Below are 24,234 nucleotides of genomic sequence, written 5' to 3' on the forward strand. Positions count from 1 at the left end.
CTGAAATTTTAAACCCTAATATTTTGCTCAAAAATTAATGATACAATTTTAGGCTATGATTGATCCCTAGACTTGCAATATTACGATTTAAATACTCGACTCCCGAAATACGTTGCTGATAGAGGTTAATATAACCCAGCTCAACCGTCAGATTTTTGACCAATTGATAATTAAGTCCGGCATAAAAGCGGTTCTGATCAAAAGAATTAAAAAGTATGCCCTTATGAGTGTTGACATAAATCCCATCACTTAGTTTAAGATAAATTTCGTGATCATGATTTTTCGAGTTGATTAATTTACATTCAAGAGCTAACATATAGGATATCCTTTCCACAAATCTGTATCCATCAATTAATGAATCATCCTGTTTCTTATGGATGAATCGCTCTTCCATCCGGTAACGGTGATTTAAATGAATAGATCCTAAATTGTGACTATACCCCAGGTCGTGATTAAGTCTTATTTCAGGAACCTTTAATGAACTTGAAAACTCAGGATCACCCGGAGAATTTAAATAATAGGCAATTCCATTTCTAAGACTAAAATTTTTAAATGGCTCAAAACCTAGCTGTGATTTACAGAACATCTGCGATTGTCTGACAGGATCTGTATAAATGCGTTCCTGAACTTCAACATTCAATGACCATTTTGGCGAAAATTCCAAATCAGAGGAAAAAGATGCAACAGCAAGGCTTTGCCGGATAACTTCTTTTCGGAAATCCTGAGCATATACAGAATACGAAACTAATACGAAGGATATAATCTTAAAAAGGATCCCAGCAGATCTCAGAAACATAGCAGCAAATATTGTCTGAAAATAATCAATGGATTTGAAAATTGAATAGGATAAGTATCAGATAACAAATAAATTACCTGAAATCAGCTAAGGTTAAATAACTAATCAACCCCGGCATCAGGATTCAATAGTTAACAGTTTAGTATCTTTGCAAAATATTAAATTACAATCATGGTAGAGATCGGCAAATTCAATGAGCTAAGATTTATAAAAAAGACTGAAAATGGTCTCATCTTGACTGAAGGAGAGAAAGAAGTTCTGCTACCCTATGTATATGCTCCGGAGGGTGCAGAGATTGGCGACAACCTTCATGTTTTTGTTTATATCCACAGCGATGGCCGTTTAATGGCGACAACAGAAACTCCTATAGCCCAGGTTGATGAATTTGCTTTTCTGGAGGTTGTTGATGAAAATGAAAATGGTGCGTTCATGGATATGGGCATAGGTAAGGATGTATTTGTGCCTAACAAAGAGCAAAAGCGCCCGATGAAGATTGGGCAGAAATATGTAGTGTTCCTTTACAATGATGAGAAAACCGAACGCATTACAGCCTCCTCATATCTGAGTGATTTTATTAATCAGGATGAACATGATTTTGAAGAGGGAGATGAGGTAAGACTGCTGATCACGGATGAAAGTGACCTTGGATTCAGTGCCATTATCAACCAGCGATTCATGGGTCTTCTTTACCGGAATGAAGTTTTTGAAGACCTGAAACCCGGTGATCAGAAACGTGGATTTATAAAAAAGATCCGGGAAGGAAATAAAATCGATCTCAGCCTGCAGGTAATCGGCTTCAAACATATTCTTGATCTGAAAGATACCCTGATAATTGATCTTCAGGAAAATAATGGTTCAATTCTCTTGGGTGATAAAAGTTCGCCTGAGGATATTTACAATAGATTAAAGATTAGTAAAAAGGCATTTAAAAAGGCCATTGGGAGTTTGTATAAGGAACGCCTGATTATAATCTCTGATCATGAGATAAAACTAGTCCCCAAAGAAAACACTTGAGCTATAAAGCTTCAAATTTTGCTATTCCCGAAAAAAATAATTAATATTAATAGGTAAACATAACATCTATTCAAATGAAAAGAACGCTATTATCCCTTGTTCTTATAAGTCTGGGACTTTCAGTAAGAGCACAAAACACAATTCCTGCTGCTGCAATACAAATACAAACAGCTGAACTGGCTGCCCCTGCCGACAAGCGTGGAGCTTCTAGTGTTTATGGCTATTCTGCAAAGGGTGAATTCATTCTACTCAGAAAGGGTACCAATGAAATGATCTGTTTGGCAGATGATCCGAAAATTCCGGGCTTAAGTGTAGCCTGTTATCATCAGGATCTGGAACCTTTTATGAAAAGGGGACGTGATTTAAAAGCAGAGGGTAAGACTCCTAAAGAAGTAGCTGATATCCGTGATCATGAAGCAAAAAGCGGGTGGTTTCCTATGCCAAAACAACCTGCAAGTTTATTTGTTTATACCGCCAAGGCTGAAAACTATAATGCTGAAACAGGTTCTGTTAAAGATGGCTATCTGAGATATGTAATCTATACCCCATACGCTACAGCAGCAAGTACCGGCTTACCTTTAAAACCGGATGCTCCGGGTATGCCCTGGCTTATGGATCCTGGAACACACAGAGCACATATTATGATTAGCCCTCCGCCTAAAAACTGAGAGGTTTCTTGCTTTTAATATTTAAGGAACAGGATTTAGTGGTTCTTTATTTTGAATGGTCTTTCTGTTCAGGAAGGCTTCCTTTTTCATGCTTTTCGCAGCAACTACGGCACTGATCAGCATTAATATTGCACCAGCAAAAAAGGGAGCTCCGGCAAATTTAACATCCCCTTCAGGTCTTGTAAACCAGGCAAATAAATTGGTCATGAGTAAAGGCCCGACAATAGAAGTCGCGCTCATTAAACTAGTTAATGCTCCCTGTAATTCCCCCTGTTCATTTTTGGGAACATTACCAGAAATGATGGATTGTAGCGCCGGACCTGCGATACCGCCCAGACAATACGGAATTAAAAAGACAAACATCATCCAGCCATCGGTAGCAAAAGAAAACAGGAACAGCCCAAGAGAATATAGCCCTAATCCTACATAAATACTTTTCTCATCACCCAGTTTTGGATTAATATATCGGATTAAGCCTCCTTGTACTATCGCAATAAGCAAACCAATGACTGTTAATGAAATACCCATTAAGGTATTGCTCCATTGGAATTTTTCTATGTTGAAAAAGGTCCAGGTACTTTGAACAGCATGACCGGCGATATAGACAAAAATGAGGGAAATAATCAATCCGCCGACACCTTTATACTTCTTAAGCTGAAGCAGAGAACCCAGTGGATTGGCACGTTTCCATTCAAAAGGTCTTCGATGTTCCTTTGCCAGTGATTCAGGAAGTACAAAATAGCCATAGATTAAGTTCAGGAAAGTCAGAATTGCCGCTGCCATGAAAGGAACCCTGGGGCCAAACTCGCCCAAAAGTCCGCCTATTCCGGGGCCAATAATAAATCCCAAACCGAATGCAGCCCCAATCATACCAAAATTTTTGGATCGGTTTTCGGGAGTACTGATATCGGCAATATAAGCTGTAGCTGTAGTGAAACTTGCACCGAATAGTCCGGCAATTAACCTTCCGACAAAAAGCCACCAGATCGTTGGAGCCACCGAAAGAAAAATATAATCAATTCCAAAGCCTAATAGGGATAAAAGTAAAACTGGCCTCCGTCCATATTTATCACTCAGATTGCCTACAATTGGAGCACAAATAAACTGCATGATTGCATAGGCAAAAGTTAATAAACCAGCCCATTGTGAAGCCTCACTAATGTTTCCCTGAATCAGTTCCTCAATTAATTGAGGAAAAACCGGGATGATCAAACCAAGCCCGATTACATCAAGTAAAAGCGTTATAAATATAAAACTGATTGCAGCTTTAGGGGGGGTAGCCATAGATTCCTTTTCAGAGACGATTTTTCAGGAGGCCAACTTAAACATAATTCCAGAAAATATTATTAATTTTTAATTGCCAGGAATTTATCGAAAAACCTCCTTAAATTGAGTAGGCGAATTACTGAAAATTATAAAACTCATCAAAAAAATCTGATCGGGCATTACCATCAATCTATTTGGTCAGGAATTGTAAAATAAAAGGTGCTTCCTTCCCCTACCTTGCTCTCTGCCCAAATTTTACCTCCATGCTTCTCAACAAAATTACGGCATAGACCCAGTCCCATTCCTGTTCCTTTTTCACCTGAAGTGCCATAAGAAGTAAAACCTGTTTCATCACTAATTGTAATAAGCTTAGCTTCGGCAATTGGCGCTAACTTAATAAGACAATGCTTAACCTGTCCCCGAAGATCAGTAACTGAAGTCACGTTAAAATCAACTGAATGGAATTGTATTCTAGCCCATTCTAACAGGTCTTCTAACAACTCATGGGCATTTAATATGCTCTTTTGAATCATTGTCATATATTCGATCAACTCCTCCCTTTTTGTTGTTTCAATATCCATAAATACAACCTCCAGTAGGGCCACACTTCCCGAAATCGGGTTTCTAAGGTCGTGTGCAATAACAGACAATAGTTTATTTTTCTGATCGTTAAGCAGTCCGAGATCACTATTCAGTTGCTTTAGAGAATCTTGCTGAAGTTTCCTTTCAGTAACATCACGCATACTGCCTTCTGTACCAATCACTTCAGAATTTCGGAATATTAATTGGGCATTGACTGATGAATATCTTAATTCTCCGGCTTTTGTTCTCAAACGTACTTCAAAATCGTTGACAGCCCGCTTTTCTTTGAGGATTTCAGTCAGTCGATCGCGATCTCTTTATGATAATAAAAGTCAGTAACCGGCCTGCCAATAACCTCATCCCGCTCATAGCCAGAATGTTTTTTTATAGAGGGACTAATCTCAGTAACTATGCCTTCCTTGTTGGTTTGATAGAAGACATCCTGGATGTTCTCAAACATACTCCTGAATTGTTCCTCACTCAGACGTAAACTTTCCTCAGTCTTCTTTCTATCTGTGATATCAACCATGGATACGCTGGTACGCTGTGTGCCATTCGAATCCTTAAACATTATCGAGGAGATCTCAACAGGAAAATGCTCAGCATTTTTTCGAATACCAATAAGCTCAGCTTTTGCATAACCCACTTTTTCCCTATTCCTCAAGTATTTGGTTAAATTAGGATCAGCGGTATCCACAATACCCGATCTGCCCAGATCCCTTAATTCATCGACAGTATAACCGAACATATCAAGGGCTGCTTTATTAGCTTCTAAAATATGTCCGTCAGGCTCAATCAGGAAATGAGCATTGAGAGAGTTATCTATAATAGATTTATACTTTTCTTTGCTGTCATTTAATTGAATACTTTTAATTTTTATGTGCATTTCCACGCAGGCAATCAGCATGAATGGCTTTCCATTCTTCACCTATCTCAGGAAAAAGTTCATAATGTGAACGTCCCAATATTTTTTTTCCATGAAGTCCATAGTCATCAACCCATTTCTGCGAGGCAGCTATATAGCACATTTTAGTATCCACAACAGCAATTGCGGTTGGGGTAGCGGAAATAATATTAGTCAGATTATCAATTAGAGAACTCATAGATATCGGCAGATTTTATTTGATAACAATATTGAGCCTGTTGTGTTCAAGTATTAAGACTTAAAATCTTAACAATAAACAATCAGGTTTATCAGTACGACAAGCTAATAAAATATCCTTTGCCACCTAATTCTGGCAACCTTAACTTATTATAACAGCAATCATGCCAGAGGTGGGACTTTTTGTTAAATACGAAGGACTTAATCCTTAAAGTGATACAAAAATATCACCTCCCCTCTGAATGCGGGTTTGCTCTGGCCATTAATCTCAAGTTCAGCAGCAATTGTGGCTTTGGTAACACCTCTTAAATTCGCTATCGAAGCCAGCTTTACCCTTAACCTTACCTCACTACTCACTACCACAGCCTGCATGAATCTAAGGTTCTCAATACCATAATTGATCTCCATTTTCAGGTTTTTGATATCGGTAATCTGCTTCCATAAGTATGGGATCAGTGATAAGGTAAGATAACCATGCGCAATAGTTGCCTTAAAAGGCCCCTCAGTGGTTGCCCGCTCAGTATCGATGTGTATCCATTGATGGTCAAGAGTTGCATCTGCGAATTTTCCGATCTGATCCTGAGTAATTTTATGCCAGGCCGAAACACCCAGTTCCTGGCCAAGAAAAGATTCAAATTCAGTATAATTATTAATTACAAGCATAGCAAATTAGTTCTTATTTAATCAATTATTACAAAGTTAATGTTTATTAAGCGATGACCCCCCTGTTTGAAACAGGGAATTTGCTTCGCGATATAAATTGCATATTTATAGTATGATTCAGAAAAATTCAGATAGGATTCCGAAGCTAAAATTATTCAGCAGTATTTTTCTACTATCCCTGATCATACTTATTTTCCAACAAAAATCTCAGCCTGAGTTGATTGAAAAATACTATTCAATTGGCACCTATCCCCGGATTCGTAGCGGACTTCAATTCATTTTTAGTAATATCCCATTTAGTTTGGGTGATCTTCTTTATTTGCTTCTAAGCATCGCCATATTAATTTCAATTTTTAAGTTTTTAAAAATCTTTTTCTTTCAGAAAAGACGCCTGGGTGGAGCAAAAATTGCACTCAACATGATTATTTACCTGGAAGTACTCATCCTTATTTTCTATCTGTCCTGGGGGCTAAATTATTTCCGGCAGCCGGCAGCAGAAAGATTGAAACTAACTGGACAGGAATATTCAAAGGAGGAACTTTACAAAATAACCGGAATTCTGATTGATTCTGCTAATTCCATCCGCTCGAAAATCAATCCGGAGCAATGGCCGCAAACTGACCATGAGCTTTACCTGGAATCAGCCAAAGCGATAAAAAACCTTCATCCGCCATATGATGCAGCCGTATATCCGATTCCAAAAATAAAGAATTCTCTGATCGGCACGCTCATGAATTATTTCGGAACTGCCGGATACTTTAACCCATTTACCGGCGAAGCTCAGATTAATTCGGGCATGCCGATATATCTCAAACCTTTTGTTGCCTGCCATGAAACAGCACACTCTATGGGCTATGGTGCCGAGGATGAGGCTAATTTTATTGGCTTTATAAGTGCCAGTGAATCGGATAATCCGATGCTCAAATATTCGGCTTACTACCTGGCTGCCCAGGAATTTATGTTTGAAACCGGCAGGTTGGATACCCTGGTATTTCAAACTCTGAAGAGCCGGATCTCAGAACCATTTTTGGCTGATCTGAAAAATGAAAGAGCCTACTGGGAGCAATACAGAGGTATGACCAGGAGATTCAGCAGCATCTTTTACGATAATTACCTGAAGGTCAATAAACAACCCGATGGAATGAAAAGTTATAACCGGATGATCATACTGACCATGGCCTATTATAAAAAAAGGGGGCTTTTAAAAGCCCCCTGATTGGTTATTTTCCTAATGCCACTTCCCGGGCTTTAGTTGTAGTGTAATATTTAGCGAGCATGTTCGGAACTTCCCATGCCGGTAATTTTCCCTCTCTCAGATACTGAAAGTATTTTTTGGCTACCTGTGCAAAATGATCTTCATGACCAACTTTATATTTATCAGGAATAATTACTTCCCAGCCTGTTGAATTTTTCTTCAGATCAACGCCCGGATACTTGTCGTTAATCTGTTTCAGATCATCCATAATCTCATTCTCAAATGCTTTCATATCAACTCCTGCAGCAGGCTCGATGTACAATACAGGCTTAAAATTCTGCTCCTTACCCTGCTTAATAATGACACTCGCCTTAGTACCACGCATTACCGAAAAATGGGTGTCCCCGGTTCCTTCAGGCGCCTGGAAATCCCAGGTCACAGAAACTTTTGCATGAATTCCTTTCAGACGATAGTTTATCTCTCCGTTTGAATAAGGATTCAATACGCCATCTTTAACATCAGCTTTCAAATATTCCGGAAATTCTTTCTTAAGAGTGACCTTTTCAAATTGCTGTGCCGTTAATTTAGTACTCCATCTTTTGGCTGAAACAATTTCGATATCCTTTTTATAGTCAAGTACCTGATCAGGAAAACATTCCCATTGTACCAAATCAACCAGGTGGGTTGTAATATCGGTGATTCCTTCTCCCTGCTGCTTAACATCAAAAAACCAGGCCGGTCTGACAAGCGGTTTGCCGGAAACATTCTTGAAGAAATAATGAACACTTATTTTCGTAACAGACGGGTTTTCGGGACTACCCTTATCCAGCTCACCAAACGCCGGAAGATGTGCAAACTCCTTTTGAAGGATGCTATTGATCTCATAACGCTCAGTCATGATATCATAAAGCAGCACTTTATTTTTTTCTGCCGATTCAAAAGCCTGAATCAGGGTATTAAAGCCCTCGGTATCAATTGCCATCGGCTTATCTGCCAGTACATTTAGACCCGAATCAACCGACTGCTTGATATAATTTGTCTTAAACTTATTGTTTCCGGCAATAACGACCACATTCCCTGCCTTTTCCTGAAACATCCTTGCCAGGTAATCATCACCTGTATATACCTTTTGATTCCATCTTGTTGGCTCCTCTGCTCTTTTGTTATAAGAGCTGATCAGATTAAGGTGGGATTTGACCTCATCTCCATATGGGGCATAAACATGCACCACAGAATCAATTTCGGGATACATCGACTTCTGTATCAGAGCAGAGTGAAAATGTCCCGGATCAAGGGTTATCAGTCGAATTTCAGGTTCTTGTATTTTTTCAGATTTATCTGCACATGATGTACCAAAAAGAATCATACAGTTAATTAACAGAAAGTGTTTAATGTTGTAGAAGTTAGATTTTATCATAAAAATAGCTTGAAATTAAATTTATTCTAATTTTTCGATTTACAAACAGAAGAGCATCTGCCTTCTATTAAATATTAAATAATTTTCTCTAGAGTTATGGGTTTTAATTTTGGTGAAAGCAAATGTATTCCTGTAAATGCGATCAGGTAGGCACATCCGGCAAAGATGAACAAGGAAACATAGCTTCCGGTTGTTTGTAACAGGAAGCCACCGATCGTTGCACCGAACATACCCCCAACAGCGCCAAGCATACTGCCTATACCAACAACAGAACCCACTACCTGTCGTGGAAACATATCGGTTGTGAGCGTAAACAGGTTAGCAGACCATGCGGAGTGCGCAGCTAAGGCCAGCCCTATCAGGCCGACAGCGAGCCATAATTCCGTTGTCTGAGCTGCAAAGTAAACCGGAACAACACATAACGCCGATGCAAACATGGTAGTTTTACGACTTTTATTTACAGACCATCCGCGCTTAATTAAGGCAGAAGATGCCCATCCGCCAATAATACTACCGAAATCAGACATCAGGTAAATTACGATCAGTATTGGGCCAATCTTCGCAATACCAATCCCATAATTACTGAAAAAGAACTTAGGCAGAAAGAACAGGAAGAATGAAAATATAGGGTGAGTCATGAATGCACCAAATGCGAATGCCCAGGTTTGCCTGTTCTTTAGCAAATGCAGCCAGGGAATTTTGATCTGGGGTTCCAATGGATCACTCGTAATATATTCCAGTTCTGCTTTTCCAAGTTTAGGATGATCCTGGGGCAATCGGTACATCATCATCCAGAAAACAATCCAGATAAAACCTATTGCACCGGTAATGACGAAGGTCATTTGCCATCCATAATTGATGGCAATAAAAGGAACTGCCAGAGGGGCAACTATTGCCCCAACACTTGCTCCGGATACAAAAATACCTGTAGCTAATGCCCGCTCTTTCCTTGGAAACCATTCTGAAACGGCCTTTAAAGCTGATGGAAAATTCCCTGCTTCACCCAATCCAAGGAGAAAACGAACCGCAGCAAATCCAAAAAGAGAAGCCACAAGTGCATGCATCATCGTGGCAATGCTCCAGAATCCAATAGCGATTGTAGCTCCCATACGGGTTCCAATCTTATCCAGAAGATGGCCCATAATGAGGAATCCAAGGGCATAGGCAGCCTGAAAAGAGGAGACAATAAAGCCATACTCTGAATCAGACCATGCAAACTCTTTTTGAAGTTGCGGAGCCAGAATACCAAGAACCTGCCGGTCAACAAAATTAATTGTGGTAGCCAGGAACAGCATTGCACAAATCTTCCAGCGGTAATTACCGACTCCTGATTTTGAAGCTATAAGCATTATTTCCTCATTTCTATTAACATATCATTGCAATCCATGCAATTGGGAACGGATATAAAAATCATGGTTCGCCACAATCAAACATTGAGGAATTAAGCCCCTATTTTACAATGACAGATAATTTCAGCTTAAACTTTTGGTTCCCAGCCTTTTTGGTACTCTCTTGTCCAGAGTTTCATCGCACCCTTATCATTTAAAATATGACCATTTTCAGGATCAATATTAAGGGTTCTTCCGGTACGCTGAGCAATATTACCAAGCTGACATAACAAAGTACTCTGATGTCCGCCATGAATATCTGCTGCCAGAGCGGTCCCGCTCTTAATACCGCTAAAGAAGTTTTGAATATGAAAAGCATCTAATTGCTGCGAAGGACTAGTCAGGCTCGCGGTATCAACTTTGGTTTCATTTTTAGCTTCTTTGATAAGATTATTCTTAAGATCAAATGCCTTGTATGCATTACCGCCGCCTATCACTAAGGTGCCATTTTCACCATAAAATATAACCCCTACCGTATTACCTTCAATTGGAAATGGATTACAACTTCTGCCTTCCCAGGTTATGGTTGATTTGTTACCAAACTCTATATTAATATTTTGAGTATCAGGCGCTTCCCAATCATCCTGATAACGATACCTACCACCTGCAGAGCTTACTCTTGTTGGGTATTCAACCTGAAGGCCCCAGCGTGCAAGATCGATCATATGCGTACCATTATTCAGTGCTTCTCCGGTACCCCAGTGCCAGAACCAGTGCCAGTTATAATGAATCAGATTATCCTTAAACTCACGGCGCGGGGCAGGTCCCTGCCAAAGATCATAATCCAGCCACTCAGGAACAGGGGCAGTTTTACCCACTCCAATTGATGGTCTGTTGTTAGTATACCAGGTTTTTGCAAAATAAGGCCGACCAATAATTCCACCATGTAATTCAGCGATCCCGGCAGCTACATTAGGCCAGGAACGGCGTTGATTACCCATTTGAATTACATTTTTATATTTATTGGCTGCAGCCACAAGAAGCTCCCCTTCATGAGGATTATGGCTGCACGGTTTTTCAAGGTAAACGTGTTTGCCGGCTGCCGATGCGAGCAAAGCGGCAGGAGCATGCCAGTGATCCGGTGCTGCAATTACTAGCGCATCAAGCTGTTTATCTTCCAGAGCCTTTCTGAAGTCAGGCTGAGCCATAGGTTTGGTGTTTTGTATCCCCGCAACCGTACTGATACATTTTTCGGCTGCACGCTTGTCCACGTCACAGATATAACGAATTTCACAATTCTTCTGAGCAGCAAAATTTGAAGAAAGTGCAAGTCCGCGACTATTAACACCCATCATTGCAACCTGAATGCGCTCATTTGCGCCCATAATTTTTGCATAACTGCTTGCACTAAAACCAGGCAGAACACCTCCAAATGAAATCGCGGCAGCGCCAGTAACTGTCTTTTTAATAAAATCCCGGCGGGAATCTGAATTTTTCATGTGTATATTAATTTATGGCGTTTAAGCCTTTGTTTAATTTTATTTTAATTCTCAGGAAAGCTCAAATATCATATTCACTTTTCCAGTATTGAGTTGTTTCGGTTTCGGCAGCTTTATTTCCCATATGTACAGCGATAGCCACATCCTTGCCGGTTCTGACATTGGAAGCAGGTTGCTTTCCAGTTAAGATACATTCTGCAAAATCGCGAAGGGCGTAAACCGTGGGGTCAAGCACCGGACTATCCTTGTGAAAATCAATTGGTACACCGGTACCACCCGGTGAAACCTCAAGAGTCGCACCTGTAACACCATCTACCGTTCCGGTGGTTTTATTTTTTGCTTCAGGATAAATAAAGGCCCTATCCCTTAATATTTCAATTGTACCCTTGGTTCCAAGGATACGAATGGAATAACCTTTGTACTCATTTGTAAGAATGGAAGTAACACTGGATTTTACTCCACCTGGATACTCATAAACCAGACGGATATTATCAAAATTGTCTCTTCCATCCTTCCAGAAATCAATTCCACCAAATCCGGCAACTTTAATAGGATGGCTGCCCTGAATCATATTCACCATGTCAATTTCATGAGCGCTGAGTTCAGACAGAAGCCCTCCGCAGTATTCCTTATACATCTTCCAGTTAATAGCACGCTCGGTTTTAGGATCAGTCACCGGTTGACGCCAGTCGGAATTTCGATTATACTGGCATTCATAATGAAATACCTTTCCAATCCATCCCTTGTCAATAATCTCTTTGACTTTATGGTACATTGAATAGTACCTGTATTGATGGCCCACCTGAAATACAAGCTTTGAGCTATCAACCAATTTCACCAGATGAAGAGTTTGTGGAATATCATAGGTCATCGTTTTCTCAACATAAACATGTTTCCCGGCCTTAAGAGCGGCTACAGCCATCGGAAAATGTAAATAAAGGGGTGTAGCAATAATTACTGCACGAACGTTTGGATCATCTATAAGTTTCTGATAATCATAGTATCCCTTGGCATCCTTATCGGCCACCCTCAAACCAGCCTTCAAATGATCCTCAACAATATCACAGCAGGCGACAAGCTCAATAGTGCGAACATTTGCCAGAGTTTGAGCAAGGCCCAGACCACGACTGCCAGTGCCAATCAGTCCAACCCGGACCTTCTCCGTTTGGGATGATTGAAGAAAATCAAGTCTATTAGACCCAAAAGCCGTAAGGCCTGTCAACGCCAAAGCACCGGTACTTATAAACTTTCTCCTTGACTGATTCTTATTTTTCATGAATAATAAATTTATCTGTTTTTCTTCGCTGCTCTGGCATAAATATCTGCCAAACTAATAGGAACCCCGCCTTTGCGTTTACTCTCATCTGCAGCTTCCATAAATGCACACATATCAAGAGTGTCTTCAGAACTTACAGGAACTACCCCTGTTTTGAAAAAATCTGTAATCTGTTTTAATAGCGGGTTATAGCCTCCATATTCACCAATCTGGACTGTTCCCTTTTCAGCGAATACTGTACCTCCATATCCAAGTTTTCCGGAACGAAGTCCACGGAAAGTACCAACCCTTCCATCATTCCAGGTACCAACAACAACATCCACCTCAGGTGAACTGATTCTTACCACCTGCTTGCAACCTGGACCCATTACTGTAAATAGTGACTCCACCCCATGGATTCCATACCAAAAAAGATCAGGGTGAGTACTCTCCAAATGACATGGACTAAAAGTTTCAGCACCCAGTACCTTTCCGTACTTTCCGCCAGCAATCTCTTGCGCCCCAACAGAATATCTTAGTGAAGAAGCAGAAAATACGCCCACATTAGCCTTTTTAGCTGCAGAAAATATGGCAGAAGCATCTGCAAGTGAAGCTGCTATCGGTTTATCAATAAAGAAGCGCTTACCCGCCTTTATAACCTGCAAGGCCTGTTCAAGATGTAAACGTCCATCATTGGTCTCCAACAGAACAAAATCAACTTTATCTAACAAACTGGCTATCGAGTCGGTAATTTCAACACCTAGTTTTTTTACATCCTCAATGTAACCGGGTATACGCTCATAACTACTTTTAATATCCTTGCTACCGTAAGGGTAAGCCGCTACGACCTTAAATCCACTATAATCCGGACTAGGGTTCGGGCCATTTAGGGCTTTAGTAAAAGCAATTACGTGGGAAGTATCTAAGCCGATGATTCCAACTCTGGTACCAACAGCAGCACTGGATTTTGATGAGGGGTAAAGGCTTTCAGCAAAGCTGTTTGCACCAATTCCAATTCCTGCAGCAGCAAGAGCTGTTGTTCTGATGAACATTCTACGGTTCTGATCTGTTTTCATATTTATAAAAAATTGTAATTATAATTTATACCATTCTAAGACGGTGTTTACTCCCGGTCTGCATATCGAAAAGTAAAATAAATAGCTCAATAATGCAAATAATGTGCTTAGGGGAGGTATATTGTTACTCTAGCTTCTTCATATGAGGCTTAATAGGAGTCATTTTTGGTACCAAAACCCTGAACATTAAAAACCAGGCCAGCAGATAAGCAGTTCCACAAAAAAGAAATAACAGATAATAACCGGTTTGAATATGTCCGGCCGCCTTGTAGTGATCAAGTAAATATCCCGCACTCTTTGCAACCATAATATTTCCAAAACCTCCGAACATTCCTCCAATTCCGATTACTGCACCGATTGAAGTTTTGGGGAACATATCTGAAACTGTAGTCATAATATTAGCCGACCAAGCCTGATGTGCCGACATTCCAATTCCAATAATGATTACCGCATACCACATATTAAATGATCCAGCCCATTGCGAGAACATAACCATTAGTGGGATGGTAGCATAAATAAGCATGGAGGTTTTACGGGATCTGACCATAGTCCAGCCCTTATTTTTGCTGAACCACATGGGTAACCATCCTCCAGCAATACTCCCGATTCCGGCGATCAAATAGACCACTGCAACAGGAAAGCTCACCTCAAGGCCTACTAATCTATATTCTGAAATTAAAAATGCCGGAAGCCAGAAAAGGAAAAACCACCATACACCATCGGAAAGAAATTTTCCTACAGCATAGGCCCAGGTTTGTTTATAGGTTAAAAGTTGCCTCCAGGGAATTACTACCTCAGTTTCTCCCTCATTTAGACTTGTTGTGGTTTCCTCATCACTATTTATATGCGCAAGTTCTGAAGCTGAAATCCTTTTATGCCGTTCAGGAGTTTCATAAAGCAGGAACCAGAAAATCAGCCATAGAAAACCAACAGCCCCGGTAAGTATGAAAGCCATTTGCCAGCTATAGGTTACAGCCAGCCATGGAACGAGCAGGGGAGCAATAACAGCCCCTATATTGGTTCCGCTGTTAAAAATACCTGTTGCAAATGCTCTTTCACGTTTGGGGAACCATTCTGCGACAACTTTAATAGCCGCCGGGAAATTACCTGCTTCGGTCACACCTAAAAATGCCCTTACCACTCCAAATCCAAAAGTGGTCTTTACAAATGCATGCATTACCGCGGCTATACTCCATAAAATAAGAGATACCGCATAACCCATTTTACTTCCAACCCTGTCAATAATACTTCCAACACCCAGCATTCCAAGGGCATAAGCTAACTGAAATGCTGCAACAACGTTAGAATAATCAGTTTCAGACCAATTAAATTCCTTTTCTAAATAAGGTTTCAATAGACTGATTACCTGACGGTCAAGATAATTGATGGTTGTGGCGAAGAACACCAGTGAGCATATCGTCCAGCGATAATTAGTCATTTTTTGCATGCAGATCAATAATTAAGCTCTTTCTATTCAGAGTGCCCGGTAAGCTTATGATTTAAAGTAATTCTTAGCGTTAAAGTAACAAATATTCTGAACCATTTGCCCCAGCCATTGAATATCGTTTGGCAATTCCCCGCTTTCAACATCATTACCAATCAGATTACACAAAATTCTTCTGAAATATTCATGCCTTGGATAGGACATAAAGCTCCTGGAATCGGTAATCATTCCAACAAAACGACTTAACAGGCCCATACTTGAAAGTGCGTTAATCTGATTGACCATCCCGAACTTCTGATCCAGAAACCACCAGGCCGATCCGAACTGGATTTTACCAGGCACGGTTCCGTCATTAAAATTGCCCGCCATGGTAGCAAACATCTCATTATCTGCAGGATTGAGATTGTAAATTATAGTTTTTGCAAGTCTGTTGGTAGAATCCAGCTTATTTAAAAATTTAGACATGCCTCGCGACTGTGAGAAATCGCCCATAGAGTCAAAGCCGGTATCGGGGCCAAGCTCTGTAAGTAACCTTGAATTATTGTTTCGGATAGCACCGAGATGATATTGCTGAACCCAGCCCTTTTCATGATCCCAATATGCCAGATTGAGCAGCATACAAGACTTAAACCTGAGAATTTCGATTGAACTCAGAGCCTCCTGATTGAGGATTTTGATAAATATTTGATCTATTTCAGCATCCGTATATTCTTCATAGCAGAGTTGCTCCAGGCCATGATCTGAAACCACGCAGCCATTCTTTGCAAAATGATCATGCCGGCTCTTTAAGGCATACAAATACTGCTCGAATGTTTTAATCTCATGTCCGGAAACAGACGCTAGTTTATGTATATAAGTATGAAGTTCTGGTAAATTATCTGCATTCATCGCCTTATCTGGTCTGAATGAGGGCCTAACCACTACTGAAAAGCCATCGGCTTTGATCTTCTGATGGAACGAAAGATCGTCAAGCGGATCATCTGTTGTACCGATGCTCTCAACCTTCATTCTTTCGATCATCCGGCGAATTGAGAACTCAGGTGTCTGAAGTTTTGCACTGCATTCATCGTAAATCTTTCTTGCAGTTGCAGGAGAAAGAATTTCGTAAATATCAAAATAACGCTGCAATTCGAGATGAGTCCAGTGATAGAGCGGATTCCGGAAAGTAAAAGGCACCGTTTCTGCCCATTTTTCAAATTTTTCCCAGTCGCTGGCATTACCAGTGATATACTTTTCAGGGATACCATTGGCCCTCATGGCACGCCATTTATAATGATCGCCATAGAGCCATATTTGAGTCAGATTTTCAAAATTTGAATCAGCAGCAATCTGGTCAGGGGGGAGATGACAATGGTAATCTATAATAGGTAAACCTGCGGCATAATCATGATAAAGACTTTGCGCAATTGTTGATTCAAGAAGGAAATCCCGGTTTAAAAATGCTTTCATTTGCTTTATTAGACGAATGTATGGTATTATCCCCAATTCATTCTAAAGCAATATCGTAAAATTTTATTGATCCTGAACCCGATTCAGGACAAGTTTAGAGATTCCAATTCGCCCGGCTCTTACAAGAATGGCAGTATTCGGCCAGGTCTTCAATTGAGGGGAAGTATGGCGATTTAGCTGAACGAAGCAAGCAATTTAATCTCGTTGCGGTAAAGAATAATTTTCTTGTCGTTTTCCAGCTGCTTCAGGAGCCGTGAAATCACCACACGGCTGGTCGCCAATTCATCTGCAATCAGTCCGTGGGATGCCTTAATCACACTTGAACCACTCAAACGCTGTTTCTCTTTCAGATATCCAATCAGACGTTCGTCGAGCTTGTGAAAAGCAATGCTTTCAATCGATTTTAACAGTTCAATAAATCGCTCATTGAAGCTGCGCATGATATAGTTCTTCCAGCTTGGATAGGTACAAAGCCAGTCATCAAGCTTAACATGCGGAATCGCGATCAGCTCAACATTATCCTCGGCAACGGCTTTGACCTCACTTTTTTTTGCTTCAAGGCAACAACTGTAAGCCATGGAACAACTCTCGTTGCTTGACAGATAATAAAGCAAAATCTCATTTTCTTTCTCATCTAATCGATAAACCTTCATTGTCCCTTTCAGGACTATAGGCATCATCCTGACATATTTACCATAATCCATAATCAGATCACCTTCTTTAAAGGTTTGAAGGATCCCAAACTGCTGTATTTCCTGTATTAGCTGGGGTTCGAAAATACTCTTGAATATATCCAGATTTGCAATCATTAAAAATGAAAGTTTAGAACAAAGTTAGACTGTACCATATTTACTTTATTGATAATTAGTCCGCTGTTGCCATAGGTTTCACCATTATTTAATTTGGCAACGAGCAGGAGCTGAGCTTCAAGCCCCTTTAAAGTATTTGTAAAGGTATATCTAATATCCGTATTTATCTGTGTATATGAAGGCATTCCATACTTATTCAGTGCATAATTCTTTGTATCAGGCAAATGATAATAGCCGGCTGCAACAGAAGTTTTGAACCCCGATTTTGGGAAGCTATAATTCACTTTAGCCATTACTGCATCCAGATCTCCGAATCCTTCATTTCGTTCGCGCGGTAGAAAAGTAAAGAATGGATCTCTACCCCATTCCCGTGGGACTAAATAACGCCCCTGAGCTGTGATACGGTTATAGTTTAGAGAAGTCTCCAATCCCTTATTTTTCCAGGCTAACTTTGCTCCGAAACTCAATGAATTTGCTCCTTTTGAAAAATATGTTTCCGATTGATTTATATTACCCCCATTATTTATAGCATCCTGTTTAATAGCCTGTGCCGAAGCTATCAGACTTGAATTTCCTTTGAGAGGAAAAGAGATGTCGGTTTGTAACATAGCCGTGTTAAATACATTCTCTGTGAGCATATTCCAAGCCTGAAGCTTTGCCCTTTTGTTTATTGCCGTAGTCACACCTAATAATGCTACACCCTTACTATGTATTTGTCCGCTGTAAAGTGATGGAGTGCCATCAGGATTCAGACCGGCAGAATAAATACCGATTGTTTCTCCTACGCCAAACCATTTGGTAGTACTTCTTGGAGAAATACTGTATAACCAACCTGCTTCAATTTTAGTTCCTTTAATTTCATTTATCTCTGCCCATAGCCCCTCCACTCCTGTTGGGCGCATCCGGCCGTCCTGAAGATTAATAAATGGAGTGTTCAGCAACTGACGACCAAAAATCAGGGAAGATTTCTTATAATTATATTTCAGGTAAAGTTCTTCTAAACGATCTATATCTTTCTTATTAGATGGATCCTCCAGATCAAAAAGACCAATTTCATAACGATTATACTGCCCGCTTTGCGGATCAGGAATCGTCATGTCTGAAGAACCAATATTGAAAATATAAAAGCCGCTGATCCCGAACTGTAAATTATGAAATTCTGCAGTTTCGAACCGTAAGCCCCCACCGGCTGCATTTGCATAATAATCAGTTAAATCTTTTTCATTCAGGGTTATCATATTGAAATATCTGAAATGACCCTGCACACTTCCATTTTTGAAAGCACCTAATAGGGACTTGCTGTCTGCAGAGTCCTTCCCCTTGCCTTTATACATTTCAGGACGCTCAGAAACTTCCTGATGCTGGGCTAAAACAGCAATTGGAATCAGGAAAAATAAGAGCAAAGGGATTCTATATATGAAATTTTTCATATTCAAAATGTTAAAATAAGATGATTTAAAAGAGTTTTAGAGTTTGATATAGCTCCAGCCTTCCTGCTGTTTTTTAGCTATTTCCAGCACTCCGGAAATAACAGTCCCTGCACCGGAAACTAACTGGTCGGGTGTAATTTTTCTTTTTTTCATTGCAAACTCACAGGCAACAAAACTGACTCCCTTATCGGCATAAGCTTTGATCTCCTTTTGAACAACTGACGTACTTTTTACCAGCATTTCTAATCCGCCACCATGGCAAACTACCTCTACCTGTATATCAGGTGCCACTCCAAAATAGTTCTTCAATTGAGACATCAGGGTTTGATGAATAACCGTGTCGGCTGAAGTAAGCTGGAATACAATCTTAAGTCCTTTATAGGCATCGGCACGTGGATCCTTAGAAACACTCTGAGCATTGATACTATTTGAGAATGCAAATAACACAAGGATAAAAAGGAGTTTTTTCATTTTTATATTTTTGTTTTTTAATGGCTATGAAGCTTGCATGAGCTTATATTCATGTCGTTTTGTGAGTGATACGCTCATGCAGGTTTCATTTGTTTGAAATTAATATATTTTCTTAAATATTAAATTTATTAACGAAACTGATAATCAACTCCAGTAACCTGAGTCAAAAGTGTTTGAGAGGCATCTAAAGCCTTTGCAGACATTGGCGGACTTGGAGTTACCGGTGAATTTACACTTAAATATTCTTTTAAAACAGAGTGTAAGGTAAATGCGGTATTCATCGGGTTGACAACGCCCCTCATCCTGCAGAGCATATCTTCAGGATCTCCTTCACGTTCACATGCACAAATCCTATAAGTCTTAGCCAAATCTAGTGGCATACCGTTAACCTCCACATCTTTAACTCTCCGACCATTCTCCTCAAAAGCCATAAAGCTAATTTTCATGCCTTTGAACTTGATTACCCAACCGCCAAGCCGCTGTGAAGCATCTTTGGCAAAAACATTATTTAGTTCTTTTTCAAGCCAGTCGAAAATTTGTTTACCCGTAACAGAACCTGTTCGGACCACACTATCCACTGGGAGCATGTCAAAAATATATCCATTTGTAATTGGGATATTCCCCGTTTTATCAGGACTGGCATTCGGCGGACAGAATCTAAAACCGTTGGATAAAACAATATCAGCTTCTTTAATTTTCCACTTTAAGGCATCCAGAATCAAAGTATCTATTGTGTTTTCAATTACAAAATAACGATATAGTGGTAAAGTACTATAGCCGGCAATATGATTGATATCGTTCTCGAAAGGCTGTTCATGAATATCTATCAGTTTAGAAATCTCCTTATCAGCTTTATATTTTTTTGAATCAATTTCAACCAGCGAATAGGTGTCCTGAATAACCTTTCCATCCTTTATCCGGAGCTCAAGTTTTCCAACAAAAGAACCAAAAGCTCCCGGTTCAACTACCTTTGAATAGCGACACTGAATCGGTTTTCTTACCCTTTCATGCGTATCGCCACCGAGAATATAATCAACACCCTCACATTCAGGCAGATTAGCCAAATGAATCTGTTGGGATAATCCAAGATGAGAAAGCAATAAAACATAGGCACATTGCTCCTGGTTACGTAAAACATCTATGTAGTGAGCCAGATTTTCTTCAGGTTTGGTATAGATAATTCCTTTACTGTAACCTGGCGACTGACGGATAGGAACCAGGGGATCAGTATATCCGAGGAAGCCAATTTTTACACCTCCTACGTTCCATACATGATAGGGCTGAAAAATCAATTCACCCCTTTTACCATTCCCAAGATCATGATACATATTGGCACAAACTTTCGGTGCATTTAATGCCCCCAATAAAGTCTGCATGGCCTTTTTGTGATAAATTACCTCCCAGTTACCCGGCAAATAAAGGTCGTAACCCAGTTCATTTAAGACCGGAACCATTGCTTTCCCAGTGGTTTTTACAGATAGTTCACTACCCTGAAACATATCTCCGGTATCAATAATAAAGGTATTTGGATTCCTTTTCTTCTCTTTTCTAAGGTATGTTGCCAGATTAGCATAACCTCCTGTCTTCCGAAATACAGCCTGCTCATTTTCCCAGAAAAGTTCATCATGCGGATGAACCTGACAATGCACATCGGTAGTTTGCAATATTGAAAGGGTAAATTCACCATCCTTTTCTGCAAGTGCAAGACTCCCTGAAGCCTCGTTTGCAATCGCAAAAAGAGGATTCGCAGAAACCAGAGCAGCACCGGCACTCATCGCACCCACTTTTCTTAAAAAGCCCCTCCTGTTATTTTCCATATTACTTGATTCGGGAATTCTAATTTTAGTTTTAAATTTTAGCGGCTGAATTCTTTTTTACAGATTCTGCACTCTTCTTTTGTTCTTCCGCTATGGGTTTAAAGGGTCCTAACTTATGTTGTTCTTCAGTAAACTTGTCTGAATAAGGACCAAAAGGATGATCTATCGGCTTTTTTGATTTATCTGGCCAATCTGTTGGAACGTTAATGTGTGGACGTGGTTGTGAATTAATATAGGCAGCAACATCCCAGGCTTCTTCATCACTCAATATCGGGTTTTCATAAGTAGCACCTTGCGGCATATTATCCCTCACATATTTGGCAAAGTTTGAAATGCGGTACAAACCTGCACCATCATTATAACTGTTCTTACCCCAAAGTGGAGGGAAAGCATACTCTGTTTTATCAGAGTTCAAAAATCCTGCACCATCAGACTGGTGGCAGCTCTGACATTTTGAAGTATAAACTGCCTTTCCCTTATTCGGATCGGCAGCCCTGTCAAGATATGCCAGGTCTCTGAAACCAGAGCCAGCAGCCTTTTCACCCTTCTTCACATTGGTGCCGAGAAAATTAAGGTAGGCAACAATAGCCTTCATTTCTTTACTTTCTGTATCTAATGCCGAACCGTTTAAACTCCTCTCAAAGCAGTCATTAACACGTTTTTCAACACTTTCCTCTGTTCCGCTCCTTGCCCTGAACTTTGGATATAATGAGGCTACAGAACCATAGTTATTAGCAAATACCGCTGTCCCAGCCTTCAAATGACAGTTCTGGCAATTCATCCCATTACTGATCTGCATTACAGAACCATTTGGCCCCAGATATTGAGCTGTATGAGCAATAAGCTCCTTTCCGTACTCAACCTCCGATTTTTGTTGAGCATCAGTGATCGTGCTGACATCTGGTGCAATCCAAAATTCCTGAACCACTGATTTTACTTCGGCGACAACAGACGCTGCATCCTCAAGCTTAACTTTTGGTCTTTTTGGCAAATTGATCAGATAATAGCCCAATGGGAGGGCAACTATTATAACAACCAATAGTACCATTAAGTTAATCAGCTTTCTTATAACTGAAAGCAGATCCTTAGTTACATCGCCATCATCATGCTTCTTAGACATAAGCCTTATTTTTAGTGAGGTAATTTATTCTTGATTAGTCCGTACAGGTAAGTTCCAACTATAGCAAAGAAAAACACGATTGCCATAGCCCAATAACCATAACCGATATTCACTATCATTGGTCCCGGACAAGCACCGCTCAAAGCCCAGCCGAGTCCGAAGATCGAACCCCCAATAAGGTAACGTACAACAGATTTTTCTTTCGGATTAAACATAATCGGGTTGCCATGATAATCTCTCATACGAAACCTTTTGATTAAAGCTACACCCGCTACACCCAGGGTAACTGCAGTTCCAATAATTCCGTACATATGAAAAGCCTGAAAGCGGAACATTTCCTGAATCCTGTACCAGGAAACTGCCTCAGATTTCGTCATCACGATACCGAAAACTATACCCAGCAATAAAAATTTTATAAACTTCATATCTTAAAATATTAAAGGAAGAAATAAATAGGTCATCAGTAAACCCCCGATAAAAAAGCCCATTACTGCTATCAATGATGGAACCTGAAGATCTGATAAACCGCTGATGGCGTGTCCGGAAGTACATCCCCCGGCATAGCGGGATCCAAATCCTACCATTAAACCTCCAAAAGCCAGAAGAAGGAATCCTTTAATGGATAAAACTGCATCAAGTCCAAAAAGTTCGGCAGGTTGCAGGGATTCAGGAGCAGCAATTCCCAGTTTGGATAAATCCTGAATTGTTGCCTCAGAAATCAGAACAGGAGCATCCGTAGACAGGAATTCTCTGGCGATGAAACCACCTAAAATTGCTCCTACAAGAAATACCAGATTCCATATTTGTGCTTTCCAGTTGAAATCAAAAAATTTAGCTGATTTGCCCAGACCTGCAGCTGCACAGATCGTTCTTAAATTTGAAGAAAATCCGAAGGATTGTCCGAAATACAATAAAAAGAACATGATAGCTGCTATCATTATCCCGGAGAACCACCATGACCATGGTTGTAATATAAATTCCATTATCTTTTTTTAGTTGTTTAGGTGAAAGGAAATAATCGGCTTGAAGAGATGATTAATCAATTTTTCTGTCGCACTCTGATGGAATAATCCACCTTTACCATGTGTACCAATACAAACGATATCCATATTGATCATCTGGTTGAAATGTACAACTCCATTCTCCACATCTTTATCATTGATCAGGTGACACTGGTAATTTGAAATACCATTTAATTCAGCGAACTGGATCATTTGAGCTTCAACTTTTGCCTTCTCCGCATCTACACTTCCTGAAGTGATTTGCAGCAGGTGCATTTTAGGATCAAATGCTTTGATCAGTTTCTGCATTAATACAAGATTTTCTTTTGCCGGCTGACTAAAGTTATGTACCAGCAGAATATTCCGGATCTGAAGGTCAGAGCGATCACACATCAAAGAAAGTAAAGGTGTATTAGATTTACGGGCTATGATCTGTGTTTCTGAACCCGAAAGCTTTTCCTTCAAACCGCTGGCACCTTTGGTCCCCATCACGATCAGATCGAAATGATTAGATTCTGTAAACTTTAAAATCGCATCGGTAGTTTTACCAAGTACCAGGTGGGTATTTATATGATCGCCATACAATACTTTCAGATTTGCAAGCTTTCTTTCCGCAATATCTTTCTGTTTTGTTACGAAATTAACATCAATTTCACCACAGGTTTGAATATTTCCGGCTGAATCCAATGTCACGGTATCAGGCACATTCAAGACATGCAAAAAATGAATATCAATTGCAGTTTTCTCTTCAAGTCTTTGGACCATCAGGTAAGCAAATTCTGCCTGAACAGAAAAATCTGTTGGAATTATGATTTTTAGTGTCTCCATTATG

General features: G+C 40.1%; 24 protein-coding genes. 3 read left to right on the top strand and 21 right to left on the bottom strand.

The genetic code is table 11. The features are described 5' to 3' along the window. Window positions 1-34 precede the first annotated feature (34 nt). Window positions 35-796 carry a DUF2490 domain-containing protein gene (locus tag Q8M41_RS10950; protein WP_305365314.1) on the bottom strand — a complete coding sequence of 254 codons (762 nt, stop codon included), beginning with the start codon at window positions 794-796 and terminating at the stop codon, window positions 35-37. A 171-nt stretch (window positions 797-967) separates the two neighbouring features. On the opposite strand from Q8M41_RS10950, the gene Q8M41_RS10955 reads away from it, so the two are divergent. Together Q8M41_RS10955 and Q8M41_RS10960 are read left to right on the top strand one after the other, a co-directional pair. Next, the gene (locus Q8M41_RS10955) at window positions 968-1,810 is read left to right on the top strand and encodes a S1 RNA-binding domain-containing protein (protein ID WP_305365315.1); all 843 of its coding nucleotides are present in this window, start codon (window positions 968-970) and stop codon (window positions 1,808-1,810) included. Window positions 1,811-1,884: 74 nt separating this feature from the next. Beyond that, window positions 1,885-2,478 (top strand): hypothetical protein, encoded by a 594-nt coding sequence (locus Q8M41_RS10960; RefSeq protein ID WP_305365316.1) that lies wholly within the window; start codon window positions 1,885-1,887, stop codon window positions 2,476-2,478. Between the two features lie 21 nt (window positions 2,479-2,499). On the opposite strand, the gene Q8M41_RS10965 is transcribed toward Q8M41_RS10960, so the two are convergent. The 5 genes from Q8M41_RS10965 to Q8M41_RS10985 all read right to left on the bottom strand — a co-directional run bounded on the left by Q8M41_RS10965 (window position 2,500) and on the right by Q8M41_RS10985 (window position 6,091). After that, a complete protein-coding gene (locus tag Q8M41_RS10965; protein WP_305365317.1) occupies window positions 2,500-3,762 on the bottom strand; it encodes a TCR/Tet family MFS transporter in 1,263 nt (420 codons plus the stop codon). 167 nt (window positions 3,763-3,929) lie between these two features. After that, complete coding sequence (locus Q8M41_RS10970; protein ID WP_305365318.1) at window positions 3,930-4,577, bottom strand: ATP-binding protein; 648 nt, start codon at window positions 4,575-4,577, stop codon at window positions 3,930-3,932. Between the two features lie 47 nt (window positions 4,578-4,624). Continuing rightward, window positions 4,625-5,212 carry a PAS domain-containing protein gene (locus Q8M41_RS10975; protein WP_305365319.1) on the bottom strand — a complete coding sequence of 196 codons (588 nt, stop codon included), beginning with the start codon at window positions 5,210-5,212 and terminating at the stop codon, window positions 4,625-4,627. After that, window positions 5,196-5,429 (bottom strand): PAS domain-containing protein, encoded by a 234-nt coding sequence (locus Q8M41_RS10980; RefSeq protein WP_305365320.1) that lies wholly within the window; start codon window positions 5,427-5,429, stop codon window positions 5,196-5,198. The genes Q8M41_RS10975 and Q8M41_RS10980 overlap by 17 nt, the downstream gene beginning before the upstream one ends. Window positions 5,430-5,629: 200 nt before the next feature. Next, window positions 5,630-6,091 (bottom strand): MaoC family dehydratase, encoded by a 462-nt coding sequence (locus tag Q8M41_RS10985; RefSeq protein WP_305365321.1) that lies wholly within the window; start codon window positions 6,089-6,091, stop codon window positions 5,630-5,632. Between the two features lie 112 nt (window positions 6,092-6,203). On the opposite strand from Q8M41_RS10985, the gene Q8M41_RS10990 reads away from it, so the two are divergent. Then, window positions 6,204-7,307, top strand: coding sequence for a DUF3810 domain-containing protein (locus Q8M41_RS10990; RefSeq protein ID WP_305365322.1), 1,104 nt, complete (start codon window positions 6,204-6,206; stop codon window positions 7,305-7,307). Window positions 7,308-7,311: 4 nt separating this feature from the next. Here Q8M41_RS10990 and Q8M41_RS10995 read toward each other — a convergent pair whose 3' ends face one another. The 15 genes from Q8M41_RS10995 to Q8M41_RS11065 form a co-directional block, all read right to left on the bottom strand. Further along, window positions 7,312-8,652 (bottom strand): putative oxidoreductase C-terminal domain-containing protein, encoded by a 1,341-nt coding sequence (locus Q8M41_RS10995; RefSeq protein WP_305365323.1) that lies wholly within the window; start codon window positions 8,650-8,652, stop codon window positions 7,312-7,314. Between the two features lie 125 nt (window positions 8,653-8,777). Further along, window positions 8,778-10,052, bottom strand: coding sequence for an MFS transporter (locus Q8M41_RS11000; protein WP_305365324.1), 1,275 nt, complete (start codon window positions 10,050-10,052; stop codon window positions 8,778-8,780). Between the two features lie 128 nt (window positions 10,053-10,180). Then, window positions 10,181-11,530 carry a Gfo/Idh/MocA family protein gene (locus tag Q8M41_RS11005; RefSeq protein ID WP_305365325.1) on the bottom strand — a complete coding sequence of 450 codons (1,350 nt, stop codon included), beginning with the start codon at window positions 11,528-11,530 and terminating at the stop codon, window positions 10,181-10,183. 61 nt (window positions 11,531-11,591) lie between these two features. Next, window positions 11,592-12,806, bottom strand: coding sequence for a Gfo/Idh/MocA family protein (locus tag Q8M41_RS11010; protein ID WP_305365326.1), 1,215 nt, complete (start codon window positions 12,804-12,806; stop codon window positions 11,592-11,594). Window positions 12,807-12,817: 11 nt separating this feature from the next. Further along, complete coding sequence (locus Q8M41_RS11015) at window positions 12,818-13,861, bottom strand: Gfo/Idh/MocA family protein (RefSeq protein WP_305365327.1); 1,044 nt, start codon at window positions 13,859-13,861, stop codon at window positions 12,818-12,820. Window positions 13,862-13,985: 124 nt separating this feature from the next. Beyond that, complete coding sequence (locus Q8M41_RS11020; protein WP_305365328.1) at window positions 13,986-15,299, bottom strand: MFS transporter; 1,314 nt, start codon at window positions 15,297-15,299, stop codon at window positions 13,986-13,988. Window positions 15,300-15,353: 54 nt separating this feature from the next. Continuing rightward, window positions 15,354-16,754: a glucuronate isomerase gene (gene uxaC, locus Q8M41_RS11025; RefSeq protein ID WP_305365329.1), complete on the bottom strand. Its 1,401-nt coding sequence runs from the start codon at window positions 16,752-16,754 to the stop codon at window positions 15,354-15,356. 173 nt (window positions 16,755-16,927) lie between these two features. After that, the gene (locus Q8M41_RS11030) at window positions 16,928-17,563 is read right to left on the bottom strand and encodes a Crp/Fnr family transcriptional regulator (RefSeq protein WP_305365330.1); all 636 of its coding nucleotides are present in this window, start codon (window positions 17,561-17,563) and stop codon (window positions 16,928-16,930) included. Further along, complete coding sequence (locus Q8M41_RS11035; RefSeq protein ID WP_305365331.1) at window positions 17,563-18,993, bottom strand: OprD family outer membrane porin; 1,431 nt, start codon at window positions 18,991-18,993, stop codon at window positions 17,563-17,565. Before Q8M41_RS11035 ends, Q8M41_RS11030 begins: the two co-directional genes overlap by 1 nt. Window positions 18,994-19,029: 36 nt before the next feature. After that, window positions 19,030-19,464, bottom strand: coding sequence for a DsrE family protein (locus tag Q8M41_RS11040; RefSeq protein ID WP_305365332.1), 435 nt, complete (start codon window positions 19,462-19,464; stop codon window positions 19,030-19,032). Between the two features lie 128 nt (window positions 19,465-19,592). Continuing rightward, window positions 19,593-21,281 carry a bifunctional UDP-sugar hydrolase/5'-nucleotidase gene (locus Q8M41_RS11045; protein ID WP_305365333.1) on the bottom strand — a complete coding sequence of 563 codons (1,689 nt, stop codon included), beginning with the start codon at window positions 21,279-21,281 and terminating at the stop codon, window positions 19,593-19,595. Between the two features lie 31 nt (window positions 21,282-21,312). Beyond that, the gene (locus Q8M41_RS11050; RefSeq protein WP_305365334.1) at window positions 21,313-22,401 is read right to left on the bottom strand and encodes a c-type cytochrome; all 1,089 of its coding nucleotides are present in this window, start codon (window positions 22,399-22,401) and stop codon (window positions 21,313-21,315) included. 11 nt (window positions 22,402-22,412) lie between these two features. Beyond that, on the bottom strand, window positions 22,413-22,826 hold the full coding sequence (locus Q8M41_RS11055) for a DUF6691 family protein (RefSeq protein WP_305365335.1): 414 nt from the start codon (window positions 22,824-22,826) through the stop codon (window positions 22,413-22,415). A 3-nt stretch (window positions 22,827-22,829) separates the two neighbouring features. Continuing rightward, window positions 22,830-23,384, bottom strand: coding sequence for a YeeE/YedE family protein (locus tag Q8M41_RS11060; protein ID WP_305365336.1), 555 nt, complete (start codon window positions 23,382-23,384; stop codon window positions 22,830-22,832). 9 nt (window positions 23,385-23,393) lie between these two features. Next, entirely contained in the window at window positions 23,394-24,230 is an 837-nt protein-coding gene (locus tag Q8M41_RS11065) for a universal stress protein (protein ID WP_305365337.1), read from the bottom strand. Window positions 24,231-24,234: the final 4 nt, after the last annotated feature.

It is taken from the genome of Daejeonella sp. (assembly GCF_030684675.1).
Taxonomy (GTDB): Bacteria; Bacteroidota; Bacteroidia; order Sphingobacteriales; family Sphingobacteriaceae; genus Daejeonella.